At 72.5% G+C, this 24,684-nt stretch carries 25 protein-coding genes; 10 read left to right on the forward strand and 15 right to left on the reverse strand.

The window, feature by feature from the left end; genetic code table 11:
- Positions 1-2 precede the first annotated feature (2 nt).
- Complete coding sequence (locus FLV34_RS08315; RefSeq protein ID WP_147942781.1) at positions 3-836, reverse strand: hypothetical protein; 834 nt, start codon at positions 834-836, stop codon at positions 3-5.
- A gap of 178 nt (positions 837-1,014) precedes the next feature.
- Here FLV34_RS08315 and arfB point away from each other — a divergent pair, with 178 nt between their 5' ends.
- On the forward strand, positions 1,015-1,437 hold the full coding sequence (gene arfB, locus FLV34_RS08320) for an alternative ribosome rescue aminoacyl-tRNA hydrolase ArfB (protein WP_147942782.1): 423 nt from the start codon (positions 1,015-1,017) through the stop codon (positions 1,435-1,437).
- Between the two features lie 20 nt (positions 1,438-1,457).
- Here the strand turns inward: arfB and FLV34_RS08325 are convergent, their stop codons facing one another.
- The 6 genes from FLV34_RS08325 to FLV34_RS08350 are packed head-to-tail and all read right to left on the reverse strand — an operon-like array spanning position 1,458 to position 7,362.
- The gene (locus tag FLV34_RS08325) at positions 1,458-1,901 is read right to left on the reverse strand and encodes an SRPBCC family protein (protein ID WP_147942783.1); all 444 of its coding nucleotides are present in this window, start codon (positions 1,899-1,901) and stop codon (positions 1,458-1,460) included.
- On the reverse strand, positions 1,898-2,131 hold the full coding sequence (locus FLV34_RS08330) for a hypothetical protein (protein WP_222709443.1): 234 nt from the start codon (positions 2,129-2,131) through the stop codon (positions 1,898-1,900). Before FLV34_RS08330 ends, FLV34_RS08325 begins: the two co-directional genes overlap by 4 nt.
- Positions 2,132-2,166: 35 nt before the next feature.
- Complete coding sequence (locus tag FLV34_RS08335) at positions 2,167-3,801, reverse strand: amidohydrolase (RefSeq protein ID WP_147942785.1); 1,635 nt, start codon at positions 3,799-3,801, stop codon at positions 2,167-2,169.
- 21 nt (positions 3,802-3,822) lie between these two features.
- Positions 3,823-5,112: an MFS transporter gene (locus tag FLV34_RS08340; protein ID WP_147942786.1), complete on the reverse strand. Its 1,290-nt coding sequence runs from the start codon at positions 5,110-5,112 to the stop codon at positions 3,823-3,825.
- Positions 5,113-5,131: 19 nt separating this feature from the next.
- Complete coding sequence (locus FLV34_RS08345; RefSeq protein WP_147942787.1) at positions 5,132-6,799, reverse strand: urease subunit alpha; 1,668 nt, start codon at positions 6,797-6,799, stop codon at positions 5,132-5,134.
- Positions 6,796-7,362 (reverse strand): urease subunit gamma, encoded by a 567-nt coding sequence (locus FLV34_RS08350; RefSeq protein ID WP_147942788.1) that lies wholly within the window; start codon positions 7,360-7,362, stop codon positions 6,796-6,798. Before FLV34_RS08350 ends, FLV34_RS08345 begins: the two co-directional genes overlap by 4 nt.
- 122 nt (positions 7,363-7,484) lie before the next feature.
- On the opposite strand from FLV34_RS08350, the gene FLV34_RS08355 reads away from it, so the two are divergent.
- The gene (locus FLV34_RS08355; protein ID WP_147942789.1) at positions 7,485-8,651 is read left to right on the forward strand and encodes a CdaR family transcriptional regulator; all 1,167 of its coding nucleotides are present in this window, start codon (positions 7,485-7,487) and stop codon (positions 8,649-8,651) included.
- Here FLV34_RS08355 and FLV34_RS08360 read toward each other — a convergent pair.
- Positions 8,648-9,283 carry a hypothetical protein gene (locus FLV34_RS08360; protein WP_261985702.1) on the reverse strand — a complete coding sequence of 212 codons (636 nt, stop codon included), beginning with the start codon at positions 9,281-9,283 and terminating at the stop codon, positions 8,648-8,650. The genes FLV34_RS08355 and FLV34_RS08360 overlap by 4 nt on opposite strands.
- A gap of 42 nt (positions 9,284-9,325) precedes the next feature.
- Positions 9,326-10,105 carry an HAD-IIA family hydrolase gene (locus FLV34_RS08365; RefSeq protein WP_142648277.1) on the reverse strand — a complete coding sequence of 260 codons (780 nt, stop codon included), beginning with the start codon at positions 10,103-10,105 and terminating at the stop codon, positions 9,326-9,328.
- Between the two features lie 89 nt (positions 10,106-10,194).
- On the opposite strand from FLV34_RS08365, the gene FLV34_RS08370 reads away from it, so the two are divergent.
- A complete protein-coding gene (locus FLV34_RS08370; protein WP_142648276.1) occupies positions 10,195-11,238 on the forward strand; it encodes an LLM class flavin-dependent oxidoreductase in 1,044 nt (347 codons plus the stop codon).
- 7 nt (positions 11,239-11,245) lie between these two features.
- Here the strand turns inward: FLV34_RS08370 and FLV34_RS08375 are convergent, their stop codons facing one another.
- The 3 genes from FLV34_RS08375 to FLV34_RS08385 all read right to left on the reverse strand — a co-directional run bounded on the left by FLV34_RS08375 (position 11,246) and on the right by FLV34_RS08385 (position 14,610).
- Entirely contained in the window at positions 11,246-12,514 is a 1,269-nt protein-coding gene (locus FLV34_RS08375) for a molybdopterin-dependent oxidoreductase (protein ID WP_168065992.1), read from the reverse strand.
- 192 nt (positions 12,515-12,706) lie between these two features.
- Positions 12,707-13,366, reverse strand: coding sequence for a response regulator transcription factor (locus FLV34_RS08380; protein WP_142648274.1), 660 nt, complete (start codon positions 13,364-13,366; stop codon positions 12,707-12,709).
- Positions 13,345-14,610, reverse strand: a complete 1,266-nt coding sequence (locus FLV34_RS08385; protein ID WP_261985703.1) for a sensor histidine kinase — start codon at positions 14,608-14,610, stop codon at positions 13,345-13,347. The genes FLV34_RS08380 and FLV34_RS08385 overlap by 22 nt, the downstream gene beginning before the upstream one ends.
- A 241-nt stretch (positions 14,611-14,851) precedes the next feature.
- Between FLV34_RS08385 and FLV34_RS08390 the strand changes: the two genes are divergently transcribed.
- Together FLV34_RS08390 and FLV34_RS08395 are read left to right on the forward strand one after the other, a co-directional pair.
- Positions 14,852-15,466, forward strand: coding sequence for a class I SAM-dependent methyltransferase (locus FLV34_RS08390; protein ID WP_147942791.1), 615 nt, complete (start codon positions 14,852-14,854; stop codon positions 15,464-15,466).
- Positions 15,459-16,127: a DedA family protein gene (locus tag FLV34_RS08395; protein WP_142648272.1), complete on the forward strand. Its 669-nt coding sequence runs from the start codon at positions 15,459-15,461 to the stop codon at positions 16,125-16,127. Before FLV34_RS08390 ends, FLV34_RS08395 begins: the two co-directional genes overlap by 8 nt.
- Here FLV34_RS08395 and FLV34_RS08400 read toward each other — a convergent pair.
- On the reverse strand, positions 16,033-16,926 hold the full coding sequence (locus FLV34_RS08400) for a TIGR03619 family F420-dependent LLM class oxidoreductase (protein ID WP_142648271.1): 894 nt from the start codon (positions 16,924-16,926) through the stop codon (positions 16,033-16,035). The genes FLV34_RS08395 and FLV34_RS08400 overlap by 95 nt on opposite strands.
- A gap of 23 nt (positions 16,927-16,949) precedes the next feature.
- On the opposite strand from FLV34_RS08400, the gene FLV34_RS08405 reads away from it, so the two are divergent.
- Complete coding sequence (locus tag FLV34_RS08405; protein WP_261985704.1) at positions 16,950-17,795, forward strand: phosphotransferase family protein; 846 nt, start codon at positions 16,950-16,952, stop codon at positions 17,793-17,795.
- Between the two features lie 18 nt (positions 17,796-17,813).
- A complete protein-coding gene (locus FLV34_RS08410) occupies positions 17,814-18,074 on the forward strand; it encodes a zf-TFIIB domain-containing protein (RefSeq protein ID WP_142648269.1) in 261 nt (86 codons plus the stop codon).
- Positions 18,075-18,190: 116 nt separating this feature from the next.
- Here the strand turns inward: FLV34_RS08410 and FLV34_RS08415 are convergent, their stop codons facing one another.
- Both FLV34_RS08415 and FLV34_RS08420 read right to left on the reverse strand, forming a co-directional pair.
- The gene (locus FLV34_RS08415) at positions 18,191-19,147 is read right to left on the reverse strand and encodes a hypothetical protein (RefSeq protein ID WP_142648268.1); all 957 of its coding nucleotides are present in this window, start codon (positions 19,145-19,147) and stop codon (positions 18,191-18,193) included.
- A 73-nt stretch (positions 19,148-19,220) separates the two neighbouring features.
- Positions 19,221-20,804, reverse strand: a complete 1,584-nt coding sequence (locus tag FLV34_RS08420) for an ABC-F family ATP-binding cassette domain-containing protein (protein WP_147942793.1) — start codon at positions 20,802-20,804, stop codon at positions 19,221-19,223.
- A 554-nt stretch (positions 20,805-21,358) separates the two neighbouring features.
- Here FLV34_RS08420 and efeU point away from each other — a divergent pair.
- From efeU to efeB, 3 genes are read left to right on the forward strand one after another with little or no spacing between them, the layout of a single operon-like run.
- The gene (gene efeU, locus FLV34_RS08425; RefSeq protein ID WP_142648266.1) at positions 21,359-22,201 is read left to right on the forward strand and encodes an iron uptake transporter permease EfeU; all 843 of its coding nucleotides are present in this window, start codon (positions 21,359-21,361) and stop codon (positions 22,199-22,201) included.
- A gap of 16 nt (positions 22,202-22,217) precedes the next feature.
- The gene (gene efeO / locus FLV34_RS08430) at positions 22,218-23,354 is read left to right on the forward strand and encodes an iron uptake system protein EfeO (protein ID WP_142648265.1); all 1,137 of its coding nucleotides are present in this window, start codon (positions 22,218-22,220) and stop codon (positions 23,352-23,354) included.
- A complete protein-coding gene (gene efeB / locus FLV34_RS08435; protein WP_142648264.1) occupies positions 23,351-24,655 on the forward strand; it encodes an iron uptake transporter deferrochelatase/peroxidase subunit in 1,305 nt (434 codons plus the stop codon). Before efeO ends, efeB begins: the two co-directional genes overlap by 4 nt.
- Positions 24,656-24,684: the final 29 nt, after the last annotated feature.

The following is a 24,684-nucleotide window of genomic DNA, read 5'->3' on the forward strand; positions in this document are numbered from 1 at the left end:
AATCAGATCACATAGGGCTTGAGGAACTCGTTGGCGCTCCCACAGCGCAGGTAGTTGCGCACGGTGTGGAAGTCGAGCCAGTCGATGTCGCAGGAGACGTCCCGTTCGACGCCGTCGAAGCACGACGCCAGCACGGCCGGGATGGCGGCGATGTCGTCCTTGTCGGCGATGTTGATCCAGCGGCGCACCCCCGGCGGGCGCGCCCCGCGCCCGCGCACCGGGACCGGCGCGAGCCGCTCGAAGACGACGCCGCGCATGCCTAGCGGGCTGCCCAGCGTCACCAGCAGCTCGACGGAGAGGTCGGGATGGGCCCACAGCGCCTCGTACGTCACGACGCTGCCGAGCGAGTGGGCGACCACCACGCGGGGGCGGCGCCTGCGGACGACCTCGGCGACCGCCTCGCGGGCCCGCACGCGCGGGTCGCCGCCGCCCAGGTAGGCGGCCACCTCCGGGCAGAAGTCCTCGGCGAACCGCACCGCCTGCGGGCCCATCCTCGTCAGCAGCCACTCGGCCAGCCGGTGGGCGAGACCGGTGAGCGACTCCCCCGCCGCCTCGCGGAACGGGCCGCCGAGCTGGACCGCCCAGTCGGCGAGGACCAGCTTGGCGGGCGTCGCCATCTGCCGCGGCGGCTTCGGCGGGCCGCCGTGCAGGTGGTGGGCGTAATAGGCGATCTCGGCGAAGTATTCGCCCGTGCCGTCCGCCCGGCCGTTGAGTCCCTGGTGCAGATAGGTGTTCCACTTGGCCCGCACGGCCTCGGCGGCGCCGCCCGCCGACCCGCCGGCCTCCTCGAAGTAGTGGTATTTGCCGATGCCGTGGACGCCCACGATCGAGGTCATGCTCCCGCCCATCCCTGTCGCCCCGGCGCCCGGGGCCCGCCGGATTCCGGGGGCCACTGTGCACGACGCGATCGGCCGCGACAACCACACGCCGCGTTTACGGTGATAAATGGAGAGTGGTGGCGATATTCACCCCGATAAGTTGGGCGTCCCGTCCGTTCGTCGAGGGAGAGAACCCATGTCAGGCCCGTTGCACGTGCGCGGCTCGATCGTCGTGCCCGAAGCGGAGCTCGCCTGGCGTTTCTCCCGCTCGTCCGGGCCGGGCGGCCAGGGCGTCAACACCACCGACAGCCGGGTCGAGCTGAGCTTCGACCTCGCGCGCACCACCGCCCTCGGCCCGGTGCTCAGGGCCCGCGCGCTCGAACGGCTCTCCGCCCGCGCGGTGGACGGCGTGATCACGATCGCGGCCTCGGAGTACCGCTCCCAACTGCGCAACCGGGAGGCCGCGCGGGAGCGGCTCGCCGCCCTCCTCCGCGACGCCATCGCGCCGCCGCCCAAGCGGCGCCGTCCCACCAAGCCGTCCAAGGGCGCGGTCGAGCGCCGTCTGGCGGCCAAGAAGCACCGCTCCGACCTCAAACGCCTGCGCCGTACGGAGGACTGACCCCGCCGCCCCTGAGGGCGCTATCCCAGATGGTCGGCGATGGCGTCCTCCCAGGAGCGCATGAACGCCGGGTAGCCGGCGGCGAAGGCGGCCAGCTCGGCCTCGGCCTCGGCGGTCAGCGGGGTGAGGTCGTAGGTGACCGTCACATCGCTGCCCCCGGACTCCGACGGGGCTAGCGCGACGCCGACCGTGCCGGCGTGGACCCCCTCGCGCACCCGCGCATAGGAGACCGAACGGCCGGGCTCGCGGTGCAGGACGACCCACGTGGTGGTCACGCCGTGCGCAAGGGTCTGGAAGACCGTGCCGGGCGCCGTGTCGTCCGTCACCTGTTCGGGGAACCGCGGCTCCCATCCCTCCGCCCAGTCCCGTTCACCGTACGGGGTGAACAGCCGGAACGCCTCGGCGGGCGGGAGGGCGACCCTGACCGTGCCGGTGAGGCGGCGGCGCCGCGGCCCGGTGCTCACTTCTCCTCCAGCCGGTGGGCATCGGCGGCCGTGAGCGTGAGGCCGTAGACCTCCTTGAGCTGTCCGATCTTCGCGAGGGTCTCCGGCCCGAACGGCGCCTTGCCCTCGAAGGCGTGCAGGACGATTCCCTCGACGAGGTCGCCGAGGGACATGTCCAGATATTCGGCCAGGCCCTTGAGCACCTTGAGCATGTTGCGCTCGATGCGAAGCCCGGTCTGCGTCCGCTGCACCGTTACCATGGTAACAACGTACCACTTATCAAGGCTTATACGGACAGGCCGGCCTCGTCGAAGACGAAGACGCCGCCGACGACGGTGGCGAGCACGGCGACGTCCTTGATTCGCTCGGGGGCGACCGCGAACAGGTCGTCGCCCAGGACGACGAAGTCGGCCAGTTTGCCGCGTGACAGCGTGCCCTTGTTCCGCTCCTCCCCCACGGCGTACGCCGAACCGACCGTGTACGCGCGCAGCGCCTGCTCCACGGTGAGGGACTCCGCGGGGGTGAACGGCACGCCACTCGCCGTACGGCGGTTGACCAGGTCGTGGATGCCGAGCAGCGGGGCGCCGTCGGCCACCGGGCAGTCGGAGCTGCCCGGGACCACGATGCCGGCCTCCAGGAACGACCTCTGCCGGTAGCAGCCGAGCGAGCGCTCTGGGCCGAGGGCGGCGAGCATGCCGTCACCGAGCTCGGAGACGAACCGGCCCTGAGGCACCGGGATGACACCGAGCCGGGCGATCCTCGCCACCTGGGCGTCGCTGGTCACCGCGCAGTGCTCGATGCGATGGCGGGCGCCGGGCCGGGGATCACGCGCCTGCGCCTCCTCGTAGGCGTCGAGCACGACGTCGATCGCGTGGTCGCCGATGGCGTGGGTGGCGATCTGCCAGCCCGCGGCGTGCGCCCGCAGGATGAAGGCGCGCAGCGCCTCGGCGTCCTCCTGCAGCAGTCCCCGGTTGCCCGGCTCTCCCTCGTAGTCGCAGCACATGGCGGCGGTGCGGCCGATGAGCGAGCCGTCAGAGAACAGCTTCACCGGCCCGATCCGCAGCCGGTCGTCGCCCATGCCGGTGCGGAACCCGAGGTCGAGCCCGAACCAGCCGTCGCCGATGTCGTGCAGGTTGGGGGAGCCGGGCATCAGCGTGACCCGCTGCGGCAGCACGCCCCGCCGCACCGCCTCCTGGAAGGCCGCGAGGTCCCAGGCGCCGTTGCCGGCCAGCCCCCGGCCGATGCCGGGCTCGGTCAAGCTGGTCAGGCCCTCACCGGCCGCCGCCCGGCCGGCCAGTGCGATGCCCTCGACGAAGTCCTCGAACGGCACCGGGCGCAGCACGGCGTACGCCAGGCCCTGGGCCTGCTCGGCGAGCAGCCCGTCGGGCCGGCCGTCGGCGTCCCGCCCGACCGTGCCGCCGGGGACGTCCGGCACGTCCTCGACGCGCTCGAAGCCCATGCGTGCGAACGCCGCCGTGTTCGCGACGCCCATGTGGCCGGAGACGTGCTGGAGCCAGACGGGCCGCCCCCCGGCTGCCCGGTCGAGCGCCTCGCGGCTCGGGTGCAGCCCGCCCAGCTTGTTCTGGTCGTAGCCCGCCCCCCTGATCCACTCGTCCTGCGGCAGGCCCGCGGCGCGCTCGGCGACCTTCGCGTACAGCTCGTCGAGCGTCCGCACCCCGCCGTCGCGCAGGTCCAGCTCGCGCAGCCGCTGGCCCCGCATGCTCAGGTGATGATGGGCGTCGTTGAATCCCGGCACCACCGGCGCGCCCCGGAGATCGACCACGACATCGGCGGTGAGCCCGTCCAGGTCCTCGTCCAGCCCCGCGATCCGGCCGGTGAACACGCCGAGCCGGGTCGCAGCGGGCCGATCGGGGTCCAGGGTGGTGAACCGGCCGTTGACGAACAGGACGTCCAGACGCATGGTGCTTCCCTCCGATGTTGCTCAGGCGGCCGTGGTGGCGGGCCGGGCCTTCGCCGCGGCGGCGGAGCAGTGACGCAGGCCGGCGACGCACGCCATCGTCAGCAGGATGATCACGATGTACTGCGCCACGACGAGCCAGATCGATCCCGACCATGTCAGCAGGGCCTGCGCGATGAGCGGGGTGGTGCCGCCGATCAGCGCGCCGCACAACTGGTAGGACAGCGAGATGCCGGTGTAGCGCACCCTGGCCGGGAACGCCTCGGCGAGGAAGCCCGCCAGCGCCGCGTACGACGCGCCGCTGAACACGATGCTCAGGGCGAGGCCCAGCGTGACCAGCGGCGCGGAGCCGGTGCCGACCAGCAGGAACGTCACCGGTGTCATGACGATCAGCACCGTGAACGCCGCCAGCATGAACTTCGCAGCTCCCCAGCGCTGCCCGAGCACGGCCCCTGCGGGCTGCGTGACGAACTGCACGACCGCCACGACGAGCAGAACGTTCAGCATCGTGCCCTTCGCGATGCCGAGATCGGTGGTGGCCCACGACAGGATGAAGGTGTTGGTGAAGTATGCCGAGGCGATGCCGACGCCGCTCGCGCCGATGCCGAGCAGCACCAGCGGCCAGGCCGTGCGGAAGACCTCCGCGACGGGGAGCTTGACGACCTCACGCTGCTCGCGCATCCGCACGAACTCCGGCGACTCCTCGACCCGCAGCCGGATGACCAGCCCGATCACGAGCAGGACGGCGGAGGCGAGGAATGGGATGCGCCAGCCGTACGACAGGAACGCGTCGTCAGGCAGCAGGCTGACCAGCGCGAACATGCCGGTGGCGAGGATCGACCCTGCGGGCGAGCCCTGCTGGGCGAACGCCGCGTAGAAGATGCGCTTGGGCCCGGCGTGCTCGGCGGCGATCAGCACGGCGCCGCCCCACTCGCCGCCCACCGCGATGCCCTGCACCAGGCGGAGCGCGGCCAGCAGCGCGGGCGCCGCCATCCCGATGGACTCGTACGTCGGCAGCACCCCCACCAGGGTCGTCGCGCCGCCCATGAGGAGCAGCGTGGTGATGAGTGTGCCCTTGCGGCCGATGCGGTCGCCGAGGTGCCCGAAGACCACCCCGCCCAGCGGACGGGCCAGGAACCCGACCCAGAACGTGGCGAAGGACGCCATGACGCCCGCCGTGGGGCTGGCCTCGGGGAAGAACAGCTTGCCGAACACCAGCGCCGAGGCGGTTCCGTAGATGTAAAAGTCGTACCACTCGATGGAGGTGCCGACGAAGGACGCGATGCCCGCGCCGCGGGCCTTGCTCGTACTCAATTGCGTATCACCAGGGGGGCTAGGCGAAGTGATGCAGTCGGGACAGGGGCACCTCGGTGGCGGGGGCCACGTGGACCTCGGCGCCGTCCACCAGGACGGGACCGGGCTCCCGGGACACCTCGACCCGCGGGGTCGCCGTATTGCGGCACATGTCGGCCCTGGTCAGGCCGCGCGTGCGGCGGATGGCCGCGTAACGCAGGCCCGTGGGCAGCGCCTCACGGGCGTCCGCGGAGTCCAGCGCCTCGTGGGCGACGAAGATCCGCGACAGGCGGGCCGGCGCGTCGCCGAGCCCGCCGAAGTACGGGCGGTAGATGCGGGGCTGGGTCAGCCGGGTCGAGCCCGAGCCGCTGCCGGACACGCCCCAGGCGACGAAGCCGGCCTTGATCACGAGCTCGGGCTTGGTGCCGAACCACGCCGGGTTCCACAGCACGATGTCGGCCAGCCGTCCCGGCTGCAGGGTGCCGACCTCGTGCGCCATCCCGTGGGCGATGGCGGGGTTCAGCGTGAGCTTGGCCAGATAACGCAGGACCCTTGCGTTGTCCGGCTGCGCGGCCTCTGTGCGCAGCGCCTGCAGGTGGGCGAGCTGCCAGGTCCTGCGGATCGTCTCGGCGACCCGTCCCATGCCCATGGAGTCGGAGTTGACGATGCTGATGGCGCCGAGGTCGTGCAGCGCGTTCTCGGCCGCGATGGCGTGCCCCCTGATCCGGCTGCGGGTCACCTCGACGTCGCTGCCGATGTGGTGGTTCTGCCGGTGGACGGTCATCGTCATCGGGAACAGCTCGCCGACCGTGTTGGTGGTGTAGGGGATGGTCGGCGTCGTGGACGACGGCAGGATGTTCGGCTCGGAGAGGATCCGGAGCAGGTCGGGGTGTCCGCCGCCCCCCTCCACGTGGTAGGCGTGCACCGTGCGTCCCCGGGTGGCGGCGACGGTGTCGGCCAGGTAACCCGACTCGTTCATCGAGTCGGTGTGCAGCGCGACCGGCAGATCCGCCTGCTCGGCGACCCCAAGACAGGTGTCCACGATCGCGGGCGTCGCACCGAAGTCCTCATGGATCTTGAAACCCCCGGCGCCGGCGAGCACGGCCTCCTCCAGCAGCCTCGACGAGCTGGAGGAGCCGCGGGCGAGGAACGCGACGTTCATCGGGGTGCCCCGCCAGGCGCTCATCAGCGTGTGCAGGTTGTGGGCGGGGTTGCAACCCACGTCCCAGACGCCGCCGAGGCCCATGCCCACGACGGTCGTCACGCCGGAGGCGAGCGCGGCGGGCGCGATCTCGGGCGAGGACAGGTGCACGTGCGAGTCGATGACGCCCGGCGTCGCGATGAGGCCCTCGCCGGTGACGATCGCGGTGTGGGAGTCGATCGCGAAGTCCCCGTCGCCGTTGTTCGCGGCGCCGACGCTGACGACCCGGCCGTCCTTGACCCCGATGACCGTCTTGCGCACGCCGAGCACCGGGTCGAGCAGCACGACGTTGGTGACGACCAGGTCGAGCGCCGACTCCCGGTCGGCGCGCGGGGAGGCCAGCAGCCCGTCCCGCAGCGTCTTGCCGCATCCGCCGAGCAGCTCGTCGCCGTACGGAGTGTCGTCGTGCTCGACCTCGATCCACAGACAGGTGTCGCCGAGCCGTACGCGGTCGCCCGTGGTCGGGCCGTAGATCCTCGCGTAGGTCTCCCTCGGGATGGTCGTCACGCCTTCACCACCTCCACGAGCCGCTCGGTTCCGGGCGGGAAGGCGAGCGCTGTGCCCGCCGGGATGTCCAAGCGCATGCCCGCCGCTCGTGCCCGGTCGAAGGACAGGGCAGGGTTGACCTGGTCGAGCGGAAAGTGCGAGGAGACGTAGACGGTCTGCTCGCCGTCGTTGCGCACGGCGATCCGCCCCCGGTCGCGCCCCTCGTTGAGGCGCAGCTCGCCCTCGGCGGTCTCCACCGCGCCCGGGCCGCGCCCGTCCCCCGCCCCGAACGGGGTGTCGACACAGACCAGGGCCGTACCGTTGGGAAACAGCGCCTCGACCTGCACCTGCGGCACCAGGTCGGGCACGCCCTCCATGACGTCGTCCGCGGTGAGCAGCGACCGCGCCGCCGCCACGACCTCCTCCAGGGACGCACCGTCCCAGGCACGCTCGAGGATCTCGTCGCAGAGCAGGGCGACAGCCTCTGGGGCGTTGAGCCTGCGGCCCCGGGCCCGGCGCCGCCGCGCCAGTTCCGCCACCGTGAAAAGGGTGATCCGCTCCTGCTCGCGAGGTGTCAGGTGCACAGTCCGCCCTCGCTTTCGTCTCCGCTCGATGGCCCGTCCTTGCGGGCGAGTCAACCGTAGGCGCAGGTTAGGGAGCGGCCCAACGGCATTCCGCCGCGGAAATCGGCGGCTAGATTGTGCAGATGAACACTCCCCCTCCAGCACCGGTGGCCGAGCTGGCGCTGCGCTGCCTCGACGACATCGAGGACATCGTCGAGGAGTGGCTGGCCCAGGTCGAGCTCGTCGATCCGTACGGGTCGCCCGACCCGCCTGTCTCCCGGGACGAACTGCGGGGCACGGCGTTGGCCGGGCTGGATATGTTGCTGCGGCACATCGCCACGGGATCGGTCGCCCCCGGCATGGCCGGGCTCTCCGAGCGCGTTGGGGAGCGCAGGGCCGGCCAGGGGGTGCCGCTGGAGTCGCTGCTGGCCGCCGCGCGTCTCGACGCCCGGGTGCTCTGGCGGGCCATGAACGTGCGGGCGACACCGGAGGCGCTGCCCGGCCTGATCGCCGGGGCCCACCTGGTCTGGGAGGCGGTGGAACAGCACGTGACCGGGCTGATGACGGGCTACCAGCGGGCGGTGCTGGAGATGGGACGGCAACGGGAGGACCAGCGCAGGGCCTGGTTCGCCCGCCTCATGGACAGCCAGGGCCGCAACCCCGACGTGGTGCGCGACGCCGGCCGGGTCCTCGGGTTCGCCCCGGCACAGCCGGTCCTCGCCGTGGTCGCCCATCCTGGGGAGGGGGCGGCGCTGCGCGCCGCGGCGGCGGCGATGGCCGGTATCGGCGTTCACTACCGCCACGAGTCGCCGACCGGCGACGTGCTGATCGTGCAGCCGACGGCCCGGACCGCCTGCGTGCCGCGGTCGGTCCTGGCCGCGCTTGCGGGGGTGCGCTGCGGGGTCTCTCCCGTCGTCTCCGGACTGTCGGAGGTTCCCCGCGCCGTACGGCTGGCCGCGGCGGCCGAAGGAGCGTCGCGGGCCGGTGCGGGGCCACGGCGGCTGGAGGACGCCTGGCTGGACGTCTTCGTCGGCGGCAGCGGGGAGCTTGCGGCCGAGCTCGCGCACCAGGTGCTCGGCCCGCTGGCCGCCCTGGGCGGCTCGGAGGGCGAGCGGCTGCTGGAGACCGTGCGGATCCATCTGACCGGCTCCGGCTCGGTCGCCGACACGGCCGCGGCTCTCTACTGCCATCGCAACACCGTGCAGCACCGCTTCGCGCGCTTCCGCGAGCTCACCGGCCGGGACGTGCGCGTCCCCGAGGACGCCGCCGTCGTCGCCCTCGCGCTGCGCGCCGCCGACGCCCTCACCTAGATCCGGCGGTCTTCCATCTCCCAGATGTGGTCGACCACGTGCCAGATGATGCGGCGGGCGGCATAGCGGACGGGCCAGCCCTCACCGCCGGGAGGGAACGCCTCGGCGGGCCGTTCGAGCACCCGCACAATGTCCTCGCGCATGGCGGTCAGGCCGGCCTCGTCCTTGAACGGCTTGTGCCGTACGCCGATCTTCCGGGCGTACGCGCGCTCGGCCTCCACGACGTGGGAGACCATCTTGTCGCGGTCTCTGCCGCCGCCCCTGGGGCCCTTGCGCAGCTCCTCCGGGGACGTCGCGGCCACCTCGGCGAACGCCGCCCACGCCGCGCGGGCGAGGGCGGCCGCACGCGCGGCCTCCGGCGCGTCCACCGGCTCCCGGTCGAAGTCGGGGATGGCGGAGATCGCGCCGAAGTCCGTGGTGCTGTCGCCCTTGACCCGCCCGACGACCGCCGGGTCGCCCGGCGCGAACTTCAGCCCCGCCCGCTCGGCGATCACCCGGAAGCGCGGCGTGTAGTCCACGAGCGTGCCGAGCGCGGCCTCCTCGGTCCTGCCGATGCGGCACCAGCCCGGCCAGTCGACCGAGCAGGCGAAGACCTTCTTGGGACCGATTTCCAGGTAGACGCGATGGTTCATGCCGATCAGCCTGGCACCCGTACCTGACAGGGCGCGTCAGGTTCAGACCAGCTCGATGAGGTCGGCCACGGAGTTGACCACCTGCGTGGGCCGGAACGGATAGCGGTCGATCTGGTCCTTCTGGGTGACGCCGGTGAGCACCAGGATCGTGTGCAGGCCGGCCTCGATGCCGCAGACGACGTCGGTGTCCATCCGGTCGCCGATCATCGCGGTGGTCTCGCTGTGGGCGTCGATCTGGTTGAGCGCGCTGCGCATCATCATCGGGTTGGGCTTGCCGACGAAGTACGGCTCCACCCCGGTCGCCTTGGTGATCATCGCGGCCACCGCGCCGCAGGCGGGAAGCGAGCCCTCGGTCGAGGGGCCGATGGGGTCGGGGTTGGTCGCGATGAAACGGGCTCCGTTGTCGATCAGCCGGATCGCCCGCGTTATCGACGTGAAGCTGTAGGTGCGGGTCTCGCCCAGCACCACGTAGTCGGGGTCGAGATCGGTCAGCACATATCCGGCCTCGTGCAGGGCCGTGGTCAGCCCCGCCTCCCCGATCACGTACGCCGAGCCCTCGGGCCGCTGGTCGGCGAGGAACTTGGCGGTGGCCAGCGCGGAGGTCCAGATCGCCTCCGGCGGCACCTCGAGCCCGGCCGCGCGCAACCGCACGGACAGGTCGCGGGGGGTGTAGATCGAGTTGTTCGTCAGGACGAGGAACCGCTTCCCCGACTCCTTGAGGCGCCTGATGAACTCGTCGGCACCCGGCACCGGCTGCCCCTCGTGGACCAGCACCCCGTCCATGTCGGACAGCCACGACTCGATGGGCTTTCGCTCGCTCATGTGTCCAAGCATGGCAGGTGACGGAGTGACGAAGCACACCTCTCTCCGTGTCCGGAAATATCGTGATGCGACCTCAGGTTAGGCCGAGCATGAGCGATGACAACATCCGTGGGGTGCCGCGCGGGACCGCCGAGGTGCCGCTGTCGATCCTGGAGCTCGCGACCGTGGGCGAGGGCTCATCGCCCGCCGAGGCGCTGCGCGACGCCACCGAGCTGGCCCGCCGGGCCGAGGAGTGGGGCTACCACCGCATCTGGGTCGCCGAACACCACGGAATGCCCGGAGTCGCCAGCTCGTCTCCGGCCGTGCTGATCGCCCACCTCGCGGCGGCGACCCGGTCGATCCGGATCGGCTCCGGCGGCGTGATGCTGCCCAACCACGCCCCGCTGGTGATCGCCGAGCAGTTCGGCACGCTGCACGCGCTGCACCCCGGCCGCATCGACCTCGGCCTCGGACGCGCCCCCGGAACGGACATGGCCACGGCGAACGCTCTCCGTCGCTCGGCCGACGTGGACCCGGACGAGTTCCCCCAGCAGGTGGCCGAGCTTACCGGCTTCCTCGACGCCGCCTTCCCGGCCGGGCATCCGTACGCGAAGATCCAGGCGGTGCCGCGCGGTGACGACCGGCCGCCGATCTGGCTGCTCGGCTCCAGCGGGTTCAGCGCCAGGCTGGCCGGGCTGCTCGGGCTGCCGTTCGCCTTCGCTCACCATTTCAGCGCCGCCAACACCGAGCCCGCGCTCGATCTCTACCGCTCCTCGTTCCGGCCCTCCGAGGTGCTCGACCGCCCGTACGCGCTGATCGGGGTGGCGGCGGTCGCGGCCGACACCGACGAGGAGGCGCTGCGCCAGGTCATGCCGGGCGCGCTGTCATGGCTGCGCCTGCGGCAGGGGCGGCCCGGCCGTACGCCCACCGTCGAGGAGGCGGAGGCCTACCCGTACACCCCGATGGAGCGGGAGTTCGTCCGCGACCGGCTGTCGAACGTGGTGCACGGCGGCCCGCAGACCGTGCGCGACGGGCTGGAGGAGCTGCGCAAGCGCACCGGGGCCGACGAACTGATGATCACCACGCAGGTCCACGGCGGCGCGGCGCGCCTGCGCTCCTACGAGCTGATCGCCCAGGCGTACGGGATGATCTGAAGCGCCGTCAGGGCATGTCGCTGGGCGGGGCCACGATCAGCTCAAGCGGGTAGTGCCCGTTGTAGCCGAGTCCGTGCTGGTTCCACACCACGTCCTCCGGGCGTGGCTGGACGTTGCCCGCCTTGTCCCTGGCACGCGACATCACGCGGTATTGCCCTGGTTTCACCCCGGGCCAGGGCACCTCGAACCGCACCCACATGTAGGGCTGGGGCGTGCTCAGCAGCGTGGCCGCCCGCCATGGCATCTCGGTGACCCACCGCCCGGGGGCGGCCAGCCTCTCCACGGAGACGTCGACCCGCTCGATCGCGCCCGCCCCCGACCAGGCCCGCCCGCGCAGCGTGATGTCACCGGGAGCGAGCGTGATCTCCCGGTCGTGCTCGATGGCGCTGCGTACGGGACCGACGGTCAGGGGGACCGGCTCGGGATAGGCGGGGCCGGTCAGCAGGTGCCGCGTCTGCAGCCCCGACGGCGGGATGCGGTGCTTCGACACCTCGATCTCGCCGAGCCACTTGACGTAACTGACCGCGGCCCAGCCCGACAGGAGCAGGCGCAGCGGATAGCCGTGATCGATGGGCAGGTCCTGCCCGTTCATGCGATAGACCAGCAGGGTGTCGTCCTCCAGGACCTTGCCTGCGGGGGCGACCTGGGAGTAGCGGGCCGTGCCGCCGGGGAGGCTCGGGTTGCGGATGACGTCGAGGCCGATGAACTGCACGTCCACCGGGTTTTCCGCGCCGGCCGCCGCCAGCACGTCCTTGGCCCGCACTCCCGTCCACTCGGCGGCCCCCACCGCACCGAAGTGCCACTGGGTGTAGCCGACCGGAAGCCAGCGATCGTCGGCTCCGCCGGGCGGCAGCTTGGGGAAGAACGCGGCGCAGTTCGCACCGCAGTCGATCGTCCGTTTCAGCGTCACGGACGGCATGGCCAGCAGTTCCTCGTACGTGAACGTCCGCGGGCGGGTGAGCGCGTCGCCGGTGAGTTTCAGCCGCCATGTCCGGCGGTCGATCTCGGGCGGGCGGGCCCTGTTGTGGATGTACATCCGGTCGTTGGGGACCAGCTCCCCATATCCGACGTGTTCGCCGTGGAGGACCGCGTACCCGACCGGACCCCACTTCATCTCCTGGGAGCCGTTCTCCCGCTGGATGAAATACCACGACGGCGTCGCCTGCACGACGAAGTTGTTCTCGGGGGCGGGCGCCGCGGGAGCCTGGCCGAGGTCTCTCGCGTCCGCCGCCGCGGCCGTCTCGACGGCGAGGTACGGCACGGCCGCGCCCGTCATGGAACCCACGATGAACACTCGCCGCGAGCATCCCGTCTCCGCTGTCACTTCCTGTGGGCGGCCGGCCCCGCCCCCGCCGCGATCCCGTCGTCGCCTCGCCATGGGAGCCTCATCCACTGCCGATCAAAAAATCGGACATCTAGCTCGTTATTGCCATCCTCCGCCCTACCCATCAGGTGGGCCTGACACCCCTCAGCCGCGCAGGAACGTGACGACGGCGAGCACACGGCGATGGGCGTCCTCGTCGGGAGGCAGGTCGAGCTTGGCGAGGATGTTCCCGATGTGCTTGCCGACGACGGCCTCCGACACCGCCAGCGCGCGGGCGATCGCGGCGTTCGACCTGCCCTCGGCCATCAGGGCGAGGACCTCGCTCTCCCGCGGGGTGAGCCGCCGCAGCGGGTCGCGGCGGCGGCGCAGGAGCTGACGCACGACCTCCGGGTCCACGACCGTCCCCCCTCCGGCGACGGTGGTCAGCGCGTCCACGAACTCCTCGACCTCCCCGATCCGGTCCTTGAGGAGGTAACCCACGCCGGTGCCGTCCCCGGAGTCGAGCAGTTCGGCCGCATAGGTCTGCTCGACGTACTGGCTCAGCACCAGGACGGCGAGGCCGGGGTGCGCGGCGCGCAACGCCACGGCGGCCCGCAGTCCCTCGTCGGAGAACCCGGGCGGCATCCGCACGTCGGTGACGACGATGTCGGGGGCGTGCTCCTCCACCGCCGTCACCAGCCCCTCGGCGTCGCCCGCGGTGGCGGCCACCCGGTGGCCGAACCTGGCCAGCAACGTGGCCAGTCCCTCGCGAAGCAGCACGCCGTCCTCGGCGATGACGACGGTCAGGGCAGGGCCGGCAGGCATTCGATCTCCGCGCGCAGCAGGGTGGGGCCGCCCGGCGGGCTCGACAGCATCAGCCTGCCCTCGAACGCCGAGACGCGGTCGGCGAGCCCGGCGAGCCCGGTGCCGGCGGTCACGTCCGCGCCGCCCACGCCGTCGTCCCGGATCTCGACGGTGAGCAGCCCGCCGTCGAGCCGGCCCCGCACCGAGGCCCGCTCGGCTCCGCTGTGCTTGGCCACGTTGGCCAGGCCCTCACTGACGACGAAATAGGCGACCGACTCCACCGGCCCCGGCAGCCGGGGGACGTCCACGTCGACCTCGACCGGGACGGGCGACCGGTCGGCCAGCTCCGCGACCGCGGCGGGCAGCCCGCGATCGGCGAGGATGCGGGGGTGGATGCCGCGGATCAGGTCGCGGATCTCGGCGAGGGCGAGCTTCGCCTCCTCGTGCGCCCTGGCCACGAGCCCGGCCGCCTCCTCCCCCGTGGAGACCTTGGCCAGGCCGAGCGTCATGGTCAGCGCGACCAGCCGCTGCTGCGCGCCGTCGTGCAGGTCGCGTTCGATGCGCCGCCGCTCGACCTCGAACGCCTCGACCAGGCGGCTGCGGGAGCGGGTCAGCTCGGCGAGCCGCTCGCCCGGCTCGCCCTTCCCCGGCGTGAGCAGCAGCCGGGCCAGCAGGGCGTGCGCAGTCGCGAGGGCGGTGATCGGGTACGCCGCCAGGACGAGCACCGCGACCCCGAGGAGCGCGGCGGCGAACGCCTCGGTGAGCGAGCCGAGCGGCCAGAACTTCAGCAGCACGATGGGCCCCGCCTCCGCCACGCTGATCGGGGCGCAGATCATCACGAGCGGCACGAGCAGGCCGTACGTCACGGCGACCAGCTCGACCGGGCCGAGCACGACGGCCAGCAGGCCCGCATAGGCGAGGGCCCGCCACGTCGCCTGCTCGCGCAGCCGCGTCTCGAGCCATCCGCGCGGACCCGGACGCGCGGGGCGGTGGGGGCTCGGCGCGGGCTCGGCGTCCAGGATCCGCAGCCGCCTGCGTTCGAGCGCGCCCAGCGGCACGGCGGCGACCACCGGGAGCGCCAGCAGCGGCACGCCCACCAGGAGGACGGTGAGCACCGCCCCTGCGGTCAGCGAGACGACCAGCGACGCCAGCACGACCATGCCCACGACCACGCCCGTCACCAGGTAGGCGAGGGCGCGCCAGGGCAGCGAGGTCGCCGGCAGGTCCTTGCGTGCGAGGGCCTGCCACGGGCCGTTGGGGCGCACCCGACCCACCCTAGAGGCCGTCCAGGCTCCGTCGAAGACGGCCAGGCATCCCTGCGGTGGTATGGCCGGCCCTACCACCGCAGGGGGGCCTGGACGGCTGGCGGGCCCGGGTCACGCGCCGGTCTGATGGGCGCATGAACGACACCGGCCTTACGGGCCGCATGAACAACACCGGCCGTATGGACCGCATGAACAACACCGGCCGTATGGACCGCATGAACGACACCGGCCGGATGGCCGCATGAACAGCGCAGTCCAGCAGGTCTCCGACCTGAGGGCGTTCGCGGGCGTGGCGCTGCGCCGGCAGGGCGTCGTGGGCGCCGTCGCCCCGAGCTCGCGCTCGCTCGCGCGTGCCCTCACCGCCGTCGTCCCGACGACCGGTCCCGCCGTGGTCGTGGAGCTCGGGCCGGGCACCGGCGCGATCAGCGAGGCCATCAGGGAACGGCTCGCGCCCGGCTCCCGCCAGCTCGCCGTCGAGATCGACCCGGGGATGGTGGCGCACCTGCGCCGCGCCCGGCCCTGGCTGGACGTGCTCCAGGGCGACGCGGCCCGCCTCGGCGCACTGCTGGGCGAACGGGGTGTCTCCCGGGTCGACGCCGTGATCAGCACGCTGCCGTGGACGCTCTTCCCCGAGGACGCGCAGGAGGCGATTCTCGGGGAGGTCGGGCGGGTGCTGCGCCCGACGGGGGCGTTCACGACCGTGACCTATCTGCCCGCGGTGCCGCTGGCACGGGCGCGGCGGTTCCGGCGGCGCCTGCGCGCCGCCTTCGACGAGGTGCTCACGACCGGGCCGGTCTGGCGCAACATGCCGCCCGGCCTGGCGTACGTGTGCCGGAGACCGGTGCGCCATGGCTGACCTGCTCGGCCGGCTTCCCGCTCCCCTCGTGCTCGCGGTCGCCGCGATCCTGATCGTCGCCGAGGCCGGCACGCTCGCCGGGGTGGCGCTGCCGGGGACGAGCGTGCTGGTCGCCCTCGGCTGCCTCACCCGCCTCGGCGTGCTGCCGTTCGCCGGGACGCTCGCCGTGGCCGTGACCGCCGCCGTCGCCGGCCCGCAGCTGTCGTACGCCCAAGGGCGCAGGCGCGAGGGCGCCGCCTCCGTCCACCCCCTGGCGGGCCGGTTCGCGCCCGCCGCGTGGGCGCGGGCCCGCCGGATGGTGGCGAGGAGAGGCGCCTGGGCCGTCGCGGGCGGTCAGTGGCTCGGCGCCGCCCGCACCCTCGTCCCGAGGCTCACCGGCTGGGCGGGCGTGCCGTACGTGGACTTCGCCCGCGTCAGCGTGCCCACGGCGGCGGCGTGGGCGGCGACCCTGGTGACCCTCAGCCGGTTCGTCCCCGACGTCGTGGACGCGCTGACCACCCACCTGGCCGTCGCCGGGCCGCTCGCCGTGGGGCTCGTCCTCGTCGTGTCCCTGGCGGCCGGGGAGCTCAGCGGGGGGCGAGAGCTTCGAGGGCCTCTTCGGCGCGTCGCATGGACTCGCGGGGGTCGGCCTCGGGGCTGCCGATCTCGGGGTCGAAGTTGAGGTCGTGGAAGACCTCGGTGACGCCCTTGGCCGCGAGCGCCTCGACGTCCCGCCGGATCTTGTCGTACGACCCGGTCAGCGGGCCCTCCTCGGCCGGGCGGACGCGGGTGACGCCGCGGACGACGAACCGCAGGGCGCCGGGGTCGCGGCCCGCCTGCCGGGCCGCCTCCTTCACGATGGCGATCTGCTGGTCGATGGTGTCCAGATCGGCCCGGCTGGAGCTGATCCAGCCGTCGGCGATCCGCCCGGCCCGCTCCAGCGCAACCCGGGCCGTGCCGCCGAGCATCACCGTGGGCGGCGTGGCCGGCTTGGGGTCCTGGTGGGAGCGCGGGACCTCGTAGAACTCGCCCTTGTGCTCGACGACGTCCTCGGTCCACAGCCGCCGCAGCAGGCCGACGTACTCCTCGCCGCGTCTGCCCCGCCGTTCCATCGGCACGCCGGAGGCGGCGAACTCCTCGGGCAGCCAGCCGAGCCCCAGGCCCACGTCGAGCCTGCCGCCCGACACCTCCTGGAGGGTGGCGAGCTGCTTGGCCATAAGCACCGGAGAGACGAACGGCAGGTTGAGCACGGCCACCCCGAGCCGCACCCGCTCGGTGACGCCCGCCAGGTACGCGAGCGTGACGACGGGGTCGTGCACGCTCCGGTAGACCGGGCCCATCGGGTTGCCGACCGGATAGAGCAGGCGCTGGAACGTCCACACCCCGTGGTAGCCGAGCTCGTCCGCGCGGCGCGCGATCCGCCTCATGTTCTCCGGGGTCGCCCACGAGCCCGACACCGGCACACCGAAACCAACCTTCATGGCGACACCCTAGGGTGTCCCCCGTGATCGAGGAACTGGCGCGGCTGGCGCGCCGCGACGGGCCGGTGTCGGTGCTCAAGCAGACCCGCGTGCTCGTGGTCAGGGCCGGCGACGTGGTCGTCAAGGCGCATCCCCCCGGCACCGACGAACGCGCCCTGCGCGCCCGCCTCGACGCCGCCGCTAACCTGCCGGGCGTCATGCTGGCCCCGCTCGGCCTCGAACGGCTGGACGGCAGGCTCGTCACGATCTGGCCCGCGGGCGAGCCGCTCACCATCGCCGACGTGGACGCCGGGAGCACCCCGTGGGAGGAGGGCGGCCGGCTGCTCGCCCTGCTGCACTCCCGGCCGGCGTCCCCGGGGCTGCCGCCCGCCGGGGGACCGTCGCGGCTGCCCAGGGCCATGGCCGACCTGGAGGCGGCCGGCGTGCCCGGCCCGGTCGCGGCGCCCATCCGCGCGGCGTACGCGACGCTGCCGCCGGCGCGGGAGGGCGGCGCGCTGACGCACGGCGACTGGCACCTCGGCCAGATCGTCCGGCACGACGGCGCGTGGCTGCTCATCGACCCCGACGACCTGGGCCCCGGCGACCCCGCGTGGGACCTTGCGCGCCCGGCCGCGTGGTACGCCGCCGGCCTGCTCGGCCCGTACGACTGGGAGCGCTTCCTGACCGCCTATCTGGCGGCGGGCGGGACCGCCGTCTCCGCGGACGACCCGTGGCGGGAACTCGACGCGCCGGCCCGGGCGTTGACCGTCCAACTGGCGGCGACGGCGGTGGCGACGGCGGCGCGGGCGGGGGAACCTCCTGACGACGCCGCCGAGGCACTGGTGTCCGCCTGCAAGAGGATCGTCGCGGCCGTGGAGGCCGAGACCTGATCGAGGAGAGTTCGTCACGTGGAGTGCCCCAAGTGCCGTGGCCGGATGCGGACGCTGGACCGCAACGGCGTCCACATCGAGCAGTGCGACAACTGCCGCGGGATCTTCCTGGACTACGGCGAGCTGGAGACGCTGACCCGGATGGAGGCCCAGTGGGCCCAGCAGCACTACGCTCCCCCGCCGCCTGCGTACGGAGGGCCCGCCTGGGGTGGTCACCACGGCGGCCACTACGGCCACCACCGGCGGGGCAGCTGGATCGGCATGCTGTTCTCCAGCTGAGCGCATCCTGAAGGCTTCACCGGAGGCCGCGGCCCCTGCCCTGGGCCGCGGCCTCCGGCGTGCCCGGGGTCATGCCGGACGGCTTCCGGGCCGGACGTACGGGAAGAACGTCCGGGTCATGCGGGGAAGGCGTCCGGGTCCACGTCGCTCGTTGTGGCGTTCCCGCCGAAAACGGCGTCGAGCGTGAGCGTCCAGTCGCTCCATCTCACGCTGTATCCGCTGTAGACGGTCTGGAACTTCACCGCGTCGTCGAACTTCGAGAAACCGCAGTTCCTGGTGAAGGCACGGGCGCCCCGGTCGTAGTCCGCCCCGGTGGTGAAGTAGACGCGGTAGGTGCCGTCCTTGATGTTCGAGACCTTGGCGGTCGACCGCTTGCGCACGTAGAAGCTGACCGCCTTGCGGCCTCCGCGCACGAGGGTCACGACGCCGTCCTGCGTGCCGCCGTTCTTCACGGTCAGCGTGCCCCGGCCGCCTCGGATCGCCGAGAGCAGGATCGTGCCGTTGCCGAGGCGACGGGTGCGCCGGGCCGGCGGCCTGATCTGGACCACCGGGTAGTCACCGGCCTTCGCGAGGTCGCCCGCGGCGGACTTGAGGTCCTTGAACTCACCCGACCGGCCGAGACCGGCCAGCACGGCCGCCCCGCTGCACAGGACGCGCGACGACACGTCCTCGTCCAGCGCGCCGAGCCTGCCGTTCAGGCCCCGCAGCGCCGCGACGTAGTCGGCGTGCTCGGCGGCGACGTCCGCGGGAGGCCGCAGCCCGCCGAGCCGCTCCTGTGCGGACTCCAGGGCGCTTTCCGCCCGGCCGATGCGCTGGTGGAGCGACTTGAAGGTCCGCGCCTTGGCGATGGCGGCGAGCGTCGAGCGGGCGGGGCGGCCGGCGGCGTCGAGCGCCTTACGGTACGCCGCCGGCGTCAGCGCGGGCGGCCCCGACTCGGCGGTCGTCGTGGCGGCGGCCGGCGCAGCCGCCTCCTCGCCGGAGGCGGCCTTTCCCGATCCGCCGGGCGATCCCGTGCAGGCCGCGAGCGTGACGGACGCGGCCAGCACGGCGCCGGCCTGGACAGTACGTGACAAGGTGTGCGAGTAGATCCGGGGGGTGATCACCCGAAACACTGTCAGGCGGTGAGCGGATGCTGTCAACCCGTGGTCACGCCGACGTCGTCACCCCCTCCGGGCCCAGGGTCACCCACCGGGTGATGCCGATCGACTCCAGGAACGGCAGGTCGTGGGAGACCACCACCAGCGCTCCCCGGTAGGCCGACAGCGCCTGCGCGAGCTGGCGGACGCTGGCCAGGTCGAGGTTGTTGGTCGGCTCGTCAAGCAGCAGGAGCCGCGGCGCCGGCTCGGCGAGCAGCAGCGAGGCCAGCACGGCACGGAAGCGCTCGCCGCCCGAGAGCGTGCCCGCCGGGCGTTCGGCCCGGGCGCCCCGGAACAGGAACCGGGCGAGCCCGGCCCTGACGGCGTTGACCGACGCGGCGGGCGCCACCGCCCGCACGTTGTCGACCAGGCTGAGCGCGTCGTCGAGCACGTCGAGCCGCTGCGGCAGGTAGCGCACCGGGACGTCGAGCCTGACCGAGCCCTCATCCGGCGGGAGCTCCCCCAGGATCGTGCGCAGCAGCGTCGTCTTGCCCGAGCCGTTCGGTCCCAGCAGGGCGACCCGCTCCGGGCCACGGATAATCAGGTCGCCGATCGGCCCGGCGGCCGTGCGCAGGCCGTCCAGTTCGAGCACGGTGCGCCCGGACGGCACCTCGGTGGCCGGCAGCGCGACCCGGATCTCGGCGTCGTCGCGCACCGCCTCCTCCGCCTCGGCCAGCCGCTCGCGGGCGGCCGCCACCTTCTCCTCGTGCATCATGCGGTGCTTGCCCGCCGAGACCTGGGCCTGGCGCTTGCGCTCCTGCATGATGATCTTCGGCTCGCGCTTCTGCTCGTACATCTTGTTGCCGTAGCGCACGCGCCGCGCCAGCTTGGTCTGCGCCTCGATCAGCTCGCGCCGCTGGCGGCGCAGGTCGCCCTCGGCCGCACGGACCATCCGCTCGGCGGCCTCCCGCTCGACCGCGAGCACCTCCTCGTACGCGCTGAGCGTGCCACCGAAGGTGCGGCGGGCGGGCAGGTCGGCGATCTGGTCCACCAGGTCGAGCAGCGCGCGGTCGTGGCTGACGACGACCAGCGTCCTCGTCCACGACGAGACGGCGTCGTACAGGCGCCGCCGCGCGTCGAGGTCGAGGTTGTTGGTCGGCTCGTCGAGCAGCAGCACGTCTGGCTCGGCGAGGAAGCGCGCGGCGAGCCCGACCATGACGGTCTCGCCGCCCGAGAGCGTCGCGACCGTCCGGTCGAGGTCCACGCCCGTCAGCCCGAGGCGGTCGAGCTCGGCGCGGGCGCGCTCCTCGACGTCCCAGACCACCGCGTCGTAGTTCGCCTCGCTCAGGTCGCCCCGTTCGATCGCGTGCAGCGCCTCCCGCGCGGGCGTGATCCCCAGCAGGTCGGACACCGTACGGCTCGCGCCGAGCGGGAGGTTCTGCGGCAGGTAGCCCAGCCGCCCGGTGACCGACACCGAGCCGCGCGTCGGGGTGAGCTCTCCCGCGATCAGCTTGAGCAGGGTGGACTTGCCGCTGCCGTTGAAGCCGATGAGCCCGGTGCGGCCGGCGCCGAACGCGAAGTCGAGCTCCTCGAAGACGGACGTCCCGTCGGGCCAGGAAAAGGACAGATCCGTACAGACAATGGAATAAGACATAGGGCGGCTCCGGGTATCCCCAAGGGCGGAATGGTGATCGAACCGTGGAGACACCGCGGGCACGGGCCGCGAGGCAAGGGTCTGCCTGAGGTCGCTGCGCCAGGACCACCGATGGCGGCCGTAAGCGCGGTGTCGAGACCTCAGAGCTCCAAGTGACCCTCCGGGGTGCGGCAGCAGGACGTCCGTCACGATAACGAGGAGCGGAGATGGGACGCCACCGAATTAAGCCGCCCACCGATCCACGACCCCCTGGAGTGCCGCCTGCCGAGGTGTCACCCGGATCGCCCTGCCACCCGCCGATCCACCACCCATTCGGGGCTGCGCCCGGATCGCACCGCCGCACGTTCGAGACCTCGCCCGAATGAATGCGCCGCGTGCCGGGGTGTCACCCGGATCGCCGTGCCGCCCACCGATTCCACCGGCCACCGGGAGCGTCGTCTCACCTGCCCCTGAAGGTGACAAAAGGCATACCCCGCTCCATGGGTTCGAGACCTTGTCGGTAAGGTGAACCTGCCCTAAGTTAGGTAAGGCTTACCGACAATTCCGGAGGCGATGTGTTCGCGAGCTACCTCATCGGCCTTCGCGAGGGCCTGGAGGCCACTCTCGTGGTCTCCATCCTGGTGGCCTTCCTCGTCAAGAGCGACCGCCGCGAGCGGCTGCCCCTCGTCTGGGCCGGCGTCGGCGCGGCCGTCGTCCTGTCCGTCGCCTTCGGCGCGCTGCTGACCTTCACCGCGGCCCACCTCGCGACGCAGCAGCAGGAGATGTTCGACGCCGTGACCTCCCTGGCCGCGACCGTCTTCGTCACCTTCATGGTCTTCTGGATGCGTACGGCCGCTCGCAAGATGTCGGGCGAGCTGCGGGAGAAGATGGGCCAGGCCCTCGAACTCGGAGCCACCGCCGTGGTCGTGGTCGCGTTCCTGTCCGTCGCGCGCGAGGGACTGGAGACGGCGCTGCTGTGGTTCGCCGCCGTCCAGGGCGCGACCAGCAGCGCGAGCCCGCTGATCGGCATCACGCTCGGGCTGCTCACCGCGGTCGCGCTGGGCTGGGGCCTCTACCGCAGCGCCCTGCGCATCAACCTCACGAAGTTCTTCACCTGGACGGGCCTGCTGCTGATCCTGGTCGCCGCCGGGATCTTCAAGTACGGCGTGCACGACCTGCAGGAGTCGGGGCTGGTGCCCGGCCTGAGCACCTACGCCTTCGACATCAGCGGCGTGCTCGACCCCGGCGCCTGGTATTCGACGCTGCTGAGCGGGATGTTCAACATCACCCCGCAGCCCAGCGTGCTGGAGGCCGTCGCCTGGGTCGTCTACGTGGTTCCCGTCCTCGTCCTGTTCCTGCGGCCCGCGGCCAAGAGGCCGGCGAGCCCCGCTCCCACGTCTCCTCAGCCCACTTCCTGACCGGAGTTCCACCGACATGCGCACCCCCACCGTCCTGGCCGTCGCGGCGCTGGCCCTCGCCGGCCTCACCGCCTGCTCGTCCACGGGCACCGGCACCGCGACCGAGGCGACGGCGGCCGGCGACGGGAAGATCGCCGTGGCCGCCACCGACACCGAGTGCAAGGTGGCGAAGTCCGACCTGGCCGCCGGCACCTCGACCTTCTCGATCACCAACAACGGCACGAAGGTGACCGAGTTCTACGTGTACGCGGCGGGCGACCGGGTCATGGGCGAGGTCGAGAACATCGTGCCCGGCCTGACCCGCGACGTCGTGGTGGAGCTTCCCCCGGGCGTGTACGAGACCGCCTGCAAGCCCGGGATGACCGGCAAGGGCATCCGCGGCCCCCTCAAGGTCAGCGGCGAGCACAAGCCGCTCGCCGAGGACGCCCAGCTCGCCGAGGCCGTCGCCAGCTACAAGCGCTACATCAAGAGCCAGTCCGACACGCTGCTCGACAAGACCAAGGAGTTCACCGAGGCCGTCAAGGCCGGCGACGTGGACAAGGCCAAGGAGCTCTACCCGATCGCCCGCACCTACTGGGAGCGGATCGAGCCGGTCGCCGAGGTCTTCGGCGACCTCGACCCGGCCATCGACGCGCGGGAGAACGATGTGGCCGACGGCGAGGAGTGGACCGGCTTCCACCGCATCGAGAAGGACCTGTGGGTCAAGAAGGACGTCGGCGGCGACGGCCCCATCGCCGACAAGCTGATGACCGACGTGAACACGATCGTGACGAAGTCCGCGACGGTCGACCTGTCCCCCGTACAGCTCGCCAACGGCGCCAAGGGGCTGCTCGACGAGGTGGCCACCGGCAAGATCACCGGTGAGGAGGACCGCTACTCGCACACCGACCTGTGGGACTTCGACGCCAACCTGCAGGGCTCGAAGGCCGCCGTCCAGGCGCTGCGCCCGGTGCTGGAGGAGCGCGACGCCGATCTGGTGAAGACGCTCGACGCGAAGTTCGCCGACGCCGAGAACGCGCTCGCCGCGCACCGCAGCGGCGACGGCTGGAAGCTGCACACGGAGCTGTCGAAGAGCGACCTCAAGGCGCTGTCCGACGCGATCAACGCCCTGGCCGAGCCGATCAGCAAGGTGGCCTCGGTGGTGGCCGGATGACCGCGCGCGGCTCCGAGGACCGGCCCGAGGTCCACTCCGAGGCCCGCTCCGAGGGCAGGGGGATCAGCCGCAGGCGGCTGTTCGGCCTGGGCGCCGCGGGCGTGGCCGCCGTCGGGGCAGGCGCCGTCGTCACACGCTCGTTCGCCGAGGAGCCGGTCGCCCACGCGGCCTCGACCTCCGACCCCGTGCCCTTCTACGGCCCGCACCAGGCGGGCGTCACCACTCCCGCCCAGGACCGGCTGCACTTCGTCGCGTTCGACGTGATCACGAAGGACAAGGCCGAGCTCGTGGAGCTGCTCCAGGAGTGGACCGCCGCCGCGGCCCGGATGACCCAGGGCAAGGACGCCGGCACGTTCGGCGCCGTGGGCGGGCCGCCCGAGGCGCCGCCGGACGACACCGGCGAGGCGCTCGGTCTGCCCGCCTCCGGCCTGACGCTGACCGTCGGCTTCGGCCCGTCGCTGTTCGACGACCGGTTCGGCCTCGCGGACCGCAGGCCGCCCGCGCTGGCCGACCTGCCGGCCTTCCCCGGCGAGGACCTGCAGCCCGAGATCTCCGGCGGGGACATCTGCGTGCAGGCGTGCGCGCACGACCCGCAGGTGGCGGTGCACGCCATCCGCAACCTCGCGCGGATCGGATTCGGCAAGGTCTCCGTCCGCTACTCGCAGCTCGGGTTCGGCCGCACCTCGTCCACCTCGCGGTCGCAGGCGACGCCGCGCAACCTCATGGGCTTCAAGGACGGCACCAACAACCTCAAGCTCGAAGACACCGCCATGCTGCGCGACTACCTCTGGGCCGCGCCCGGCGACGGCCCGGCCTGGATGGACGGCGGCACCTATCTGGTGACCCGCAAGATCAGGATGCACATCGAGACCTGGGACCGCGCCCCGCTGGCCGAGCAGCAGGCCATCTTCGGCCGCGACAAGGGCGAGGGCGCGCCGCTCACCGGGCACAAGGAGTTCGACGCGCCGGACTTCGCCAAGAAGGGCCCGGACGGCACGCCCGTGATCGCCGGCAACGCGCACGTACGGCTCGCGCACCCCGACGCCCACGGCGGCGCGCGGCTGCTGCGGCGCGGCTACAACTTCGTGGACGGCTCCGACGGCCTCGGGCGGCTGGACGCGGGCCTGTTCTTCATGGCCTACCAGCGCGATCCCCGCAAGCAGTTCGTCCCCATCCAGCGGATGCTGTCGCAGAAGGACGCGCTGAACGAGTACATCAAGCACGTCTCCAGCGGCCTGTTCGCCTGCCCGCCCGGCGTGGTCGACGGCGGCGACTACTGGGGCCGCGCGCTGTTCGCCTGACGCGCCCCCGCCCGCCCTCGGCCTGCCGT

It is taken from the genome of Microbispora sp. CSR-4 (assembly GCF_008033685.1).
Lineage (GTDB): Bacteria > Actinomycetota > Actinomycetes > Streptosporangiales > Streptosporangiaceae > Microbispora.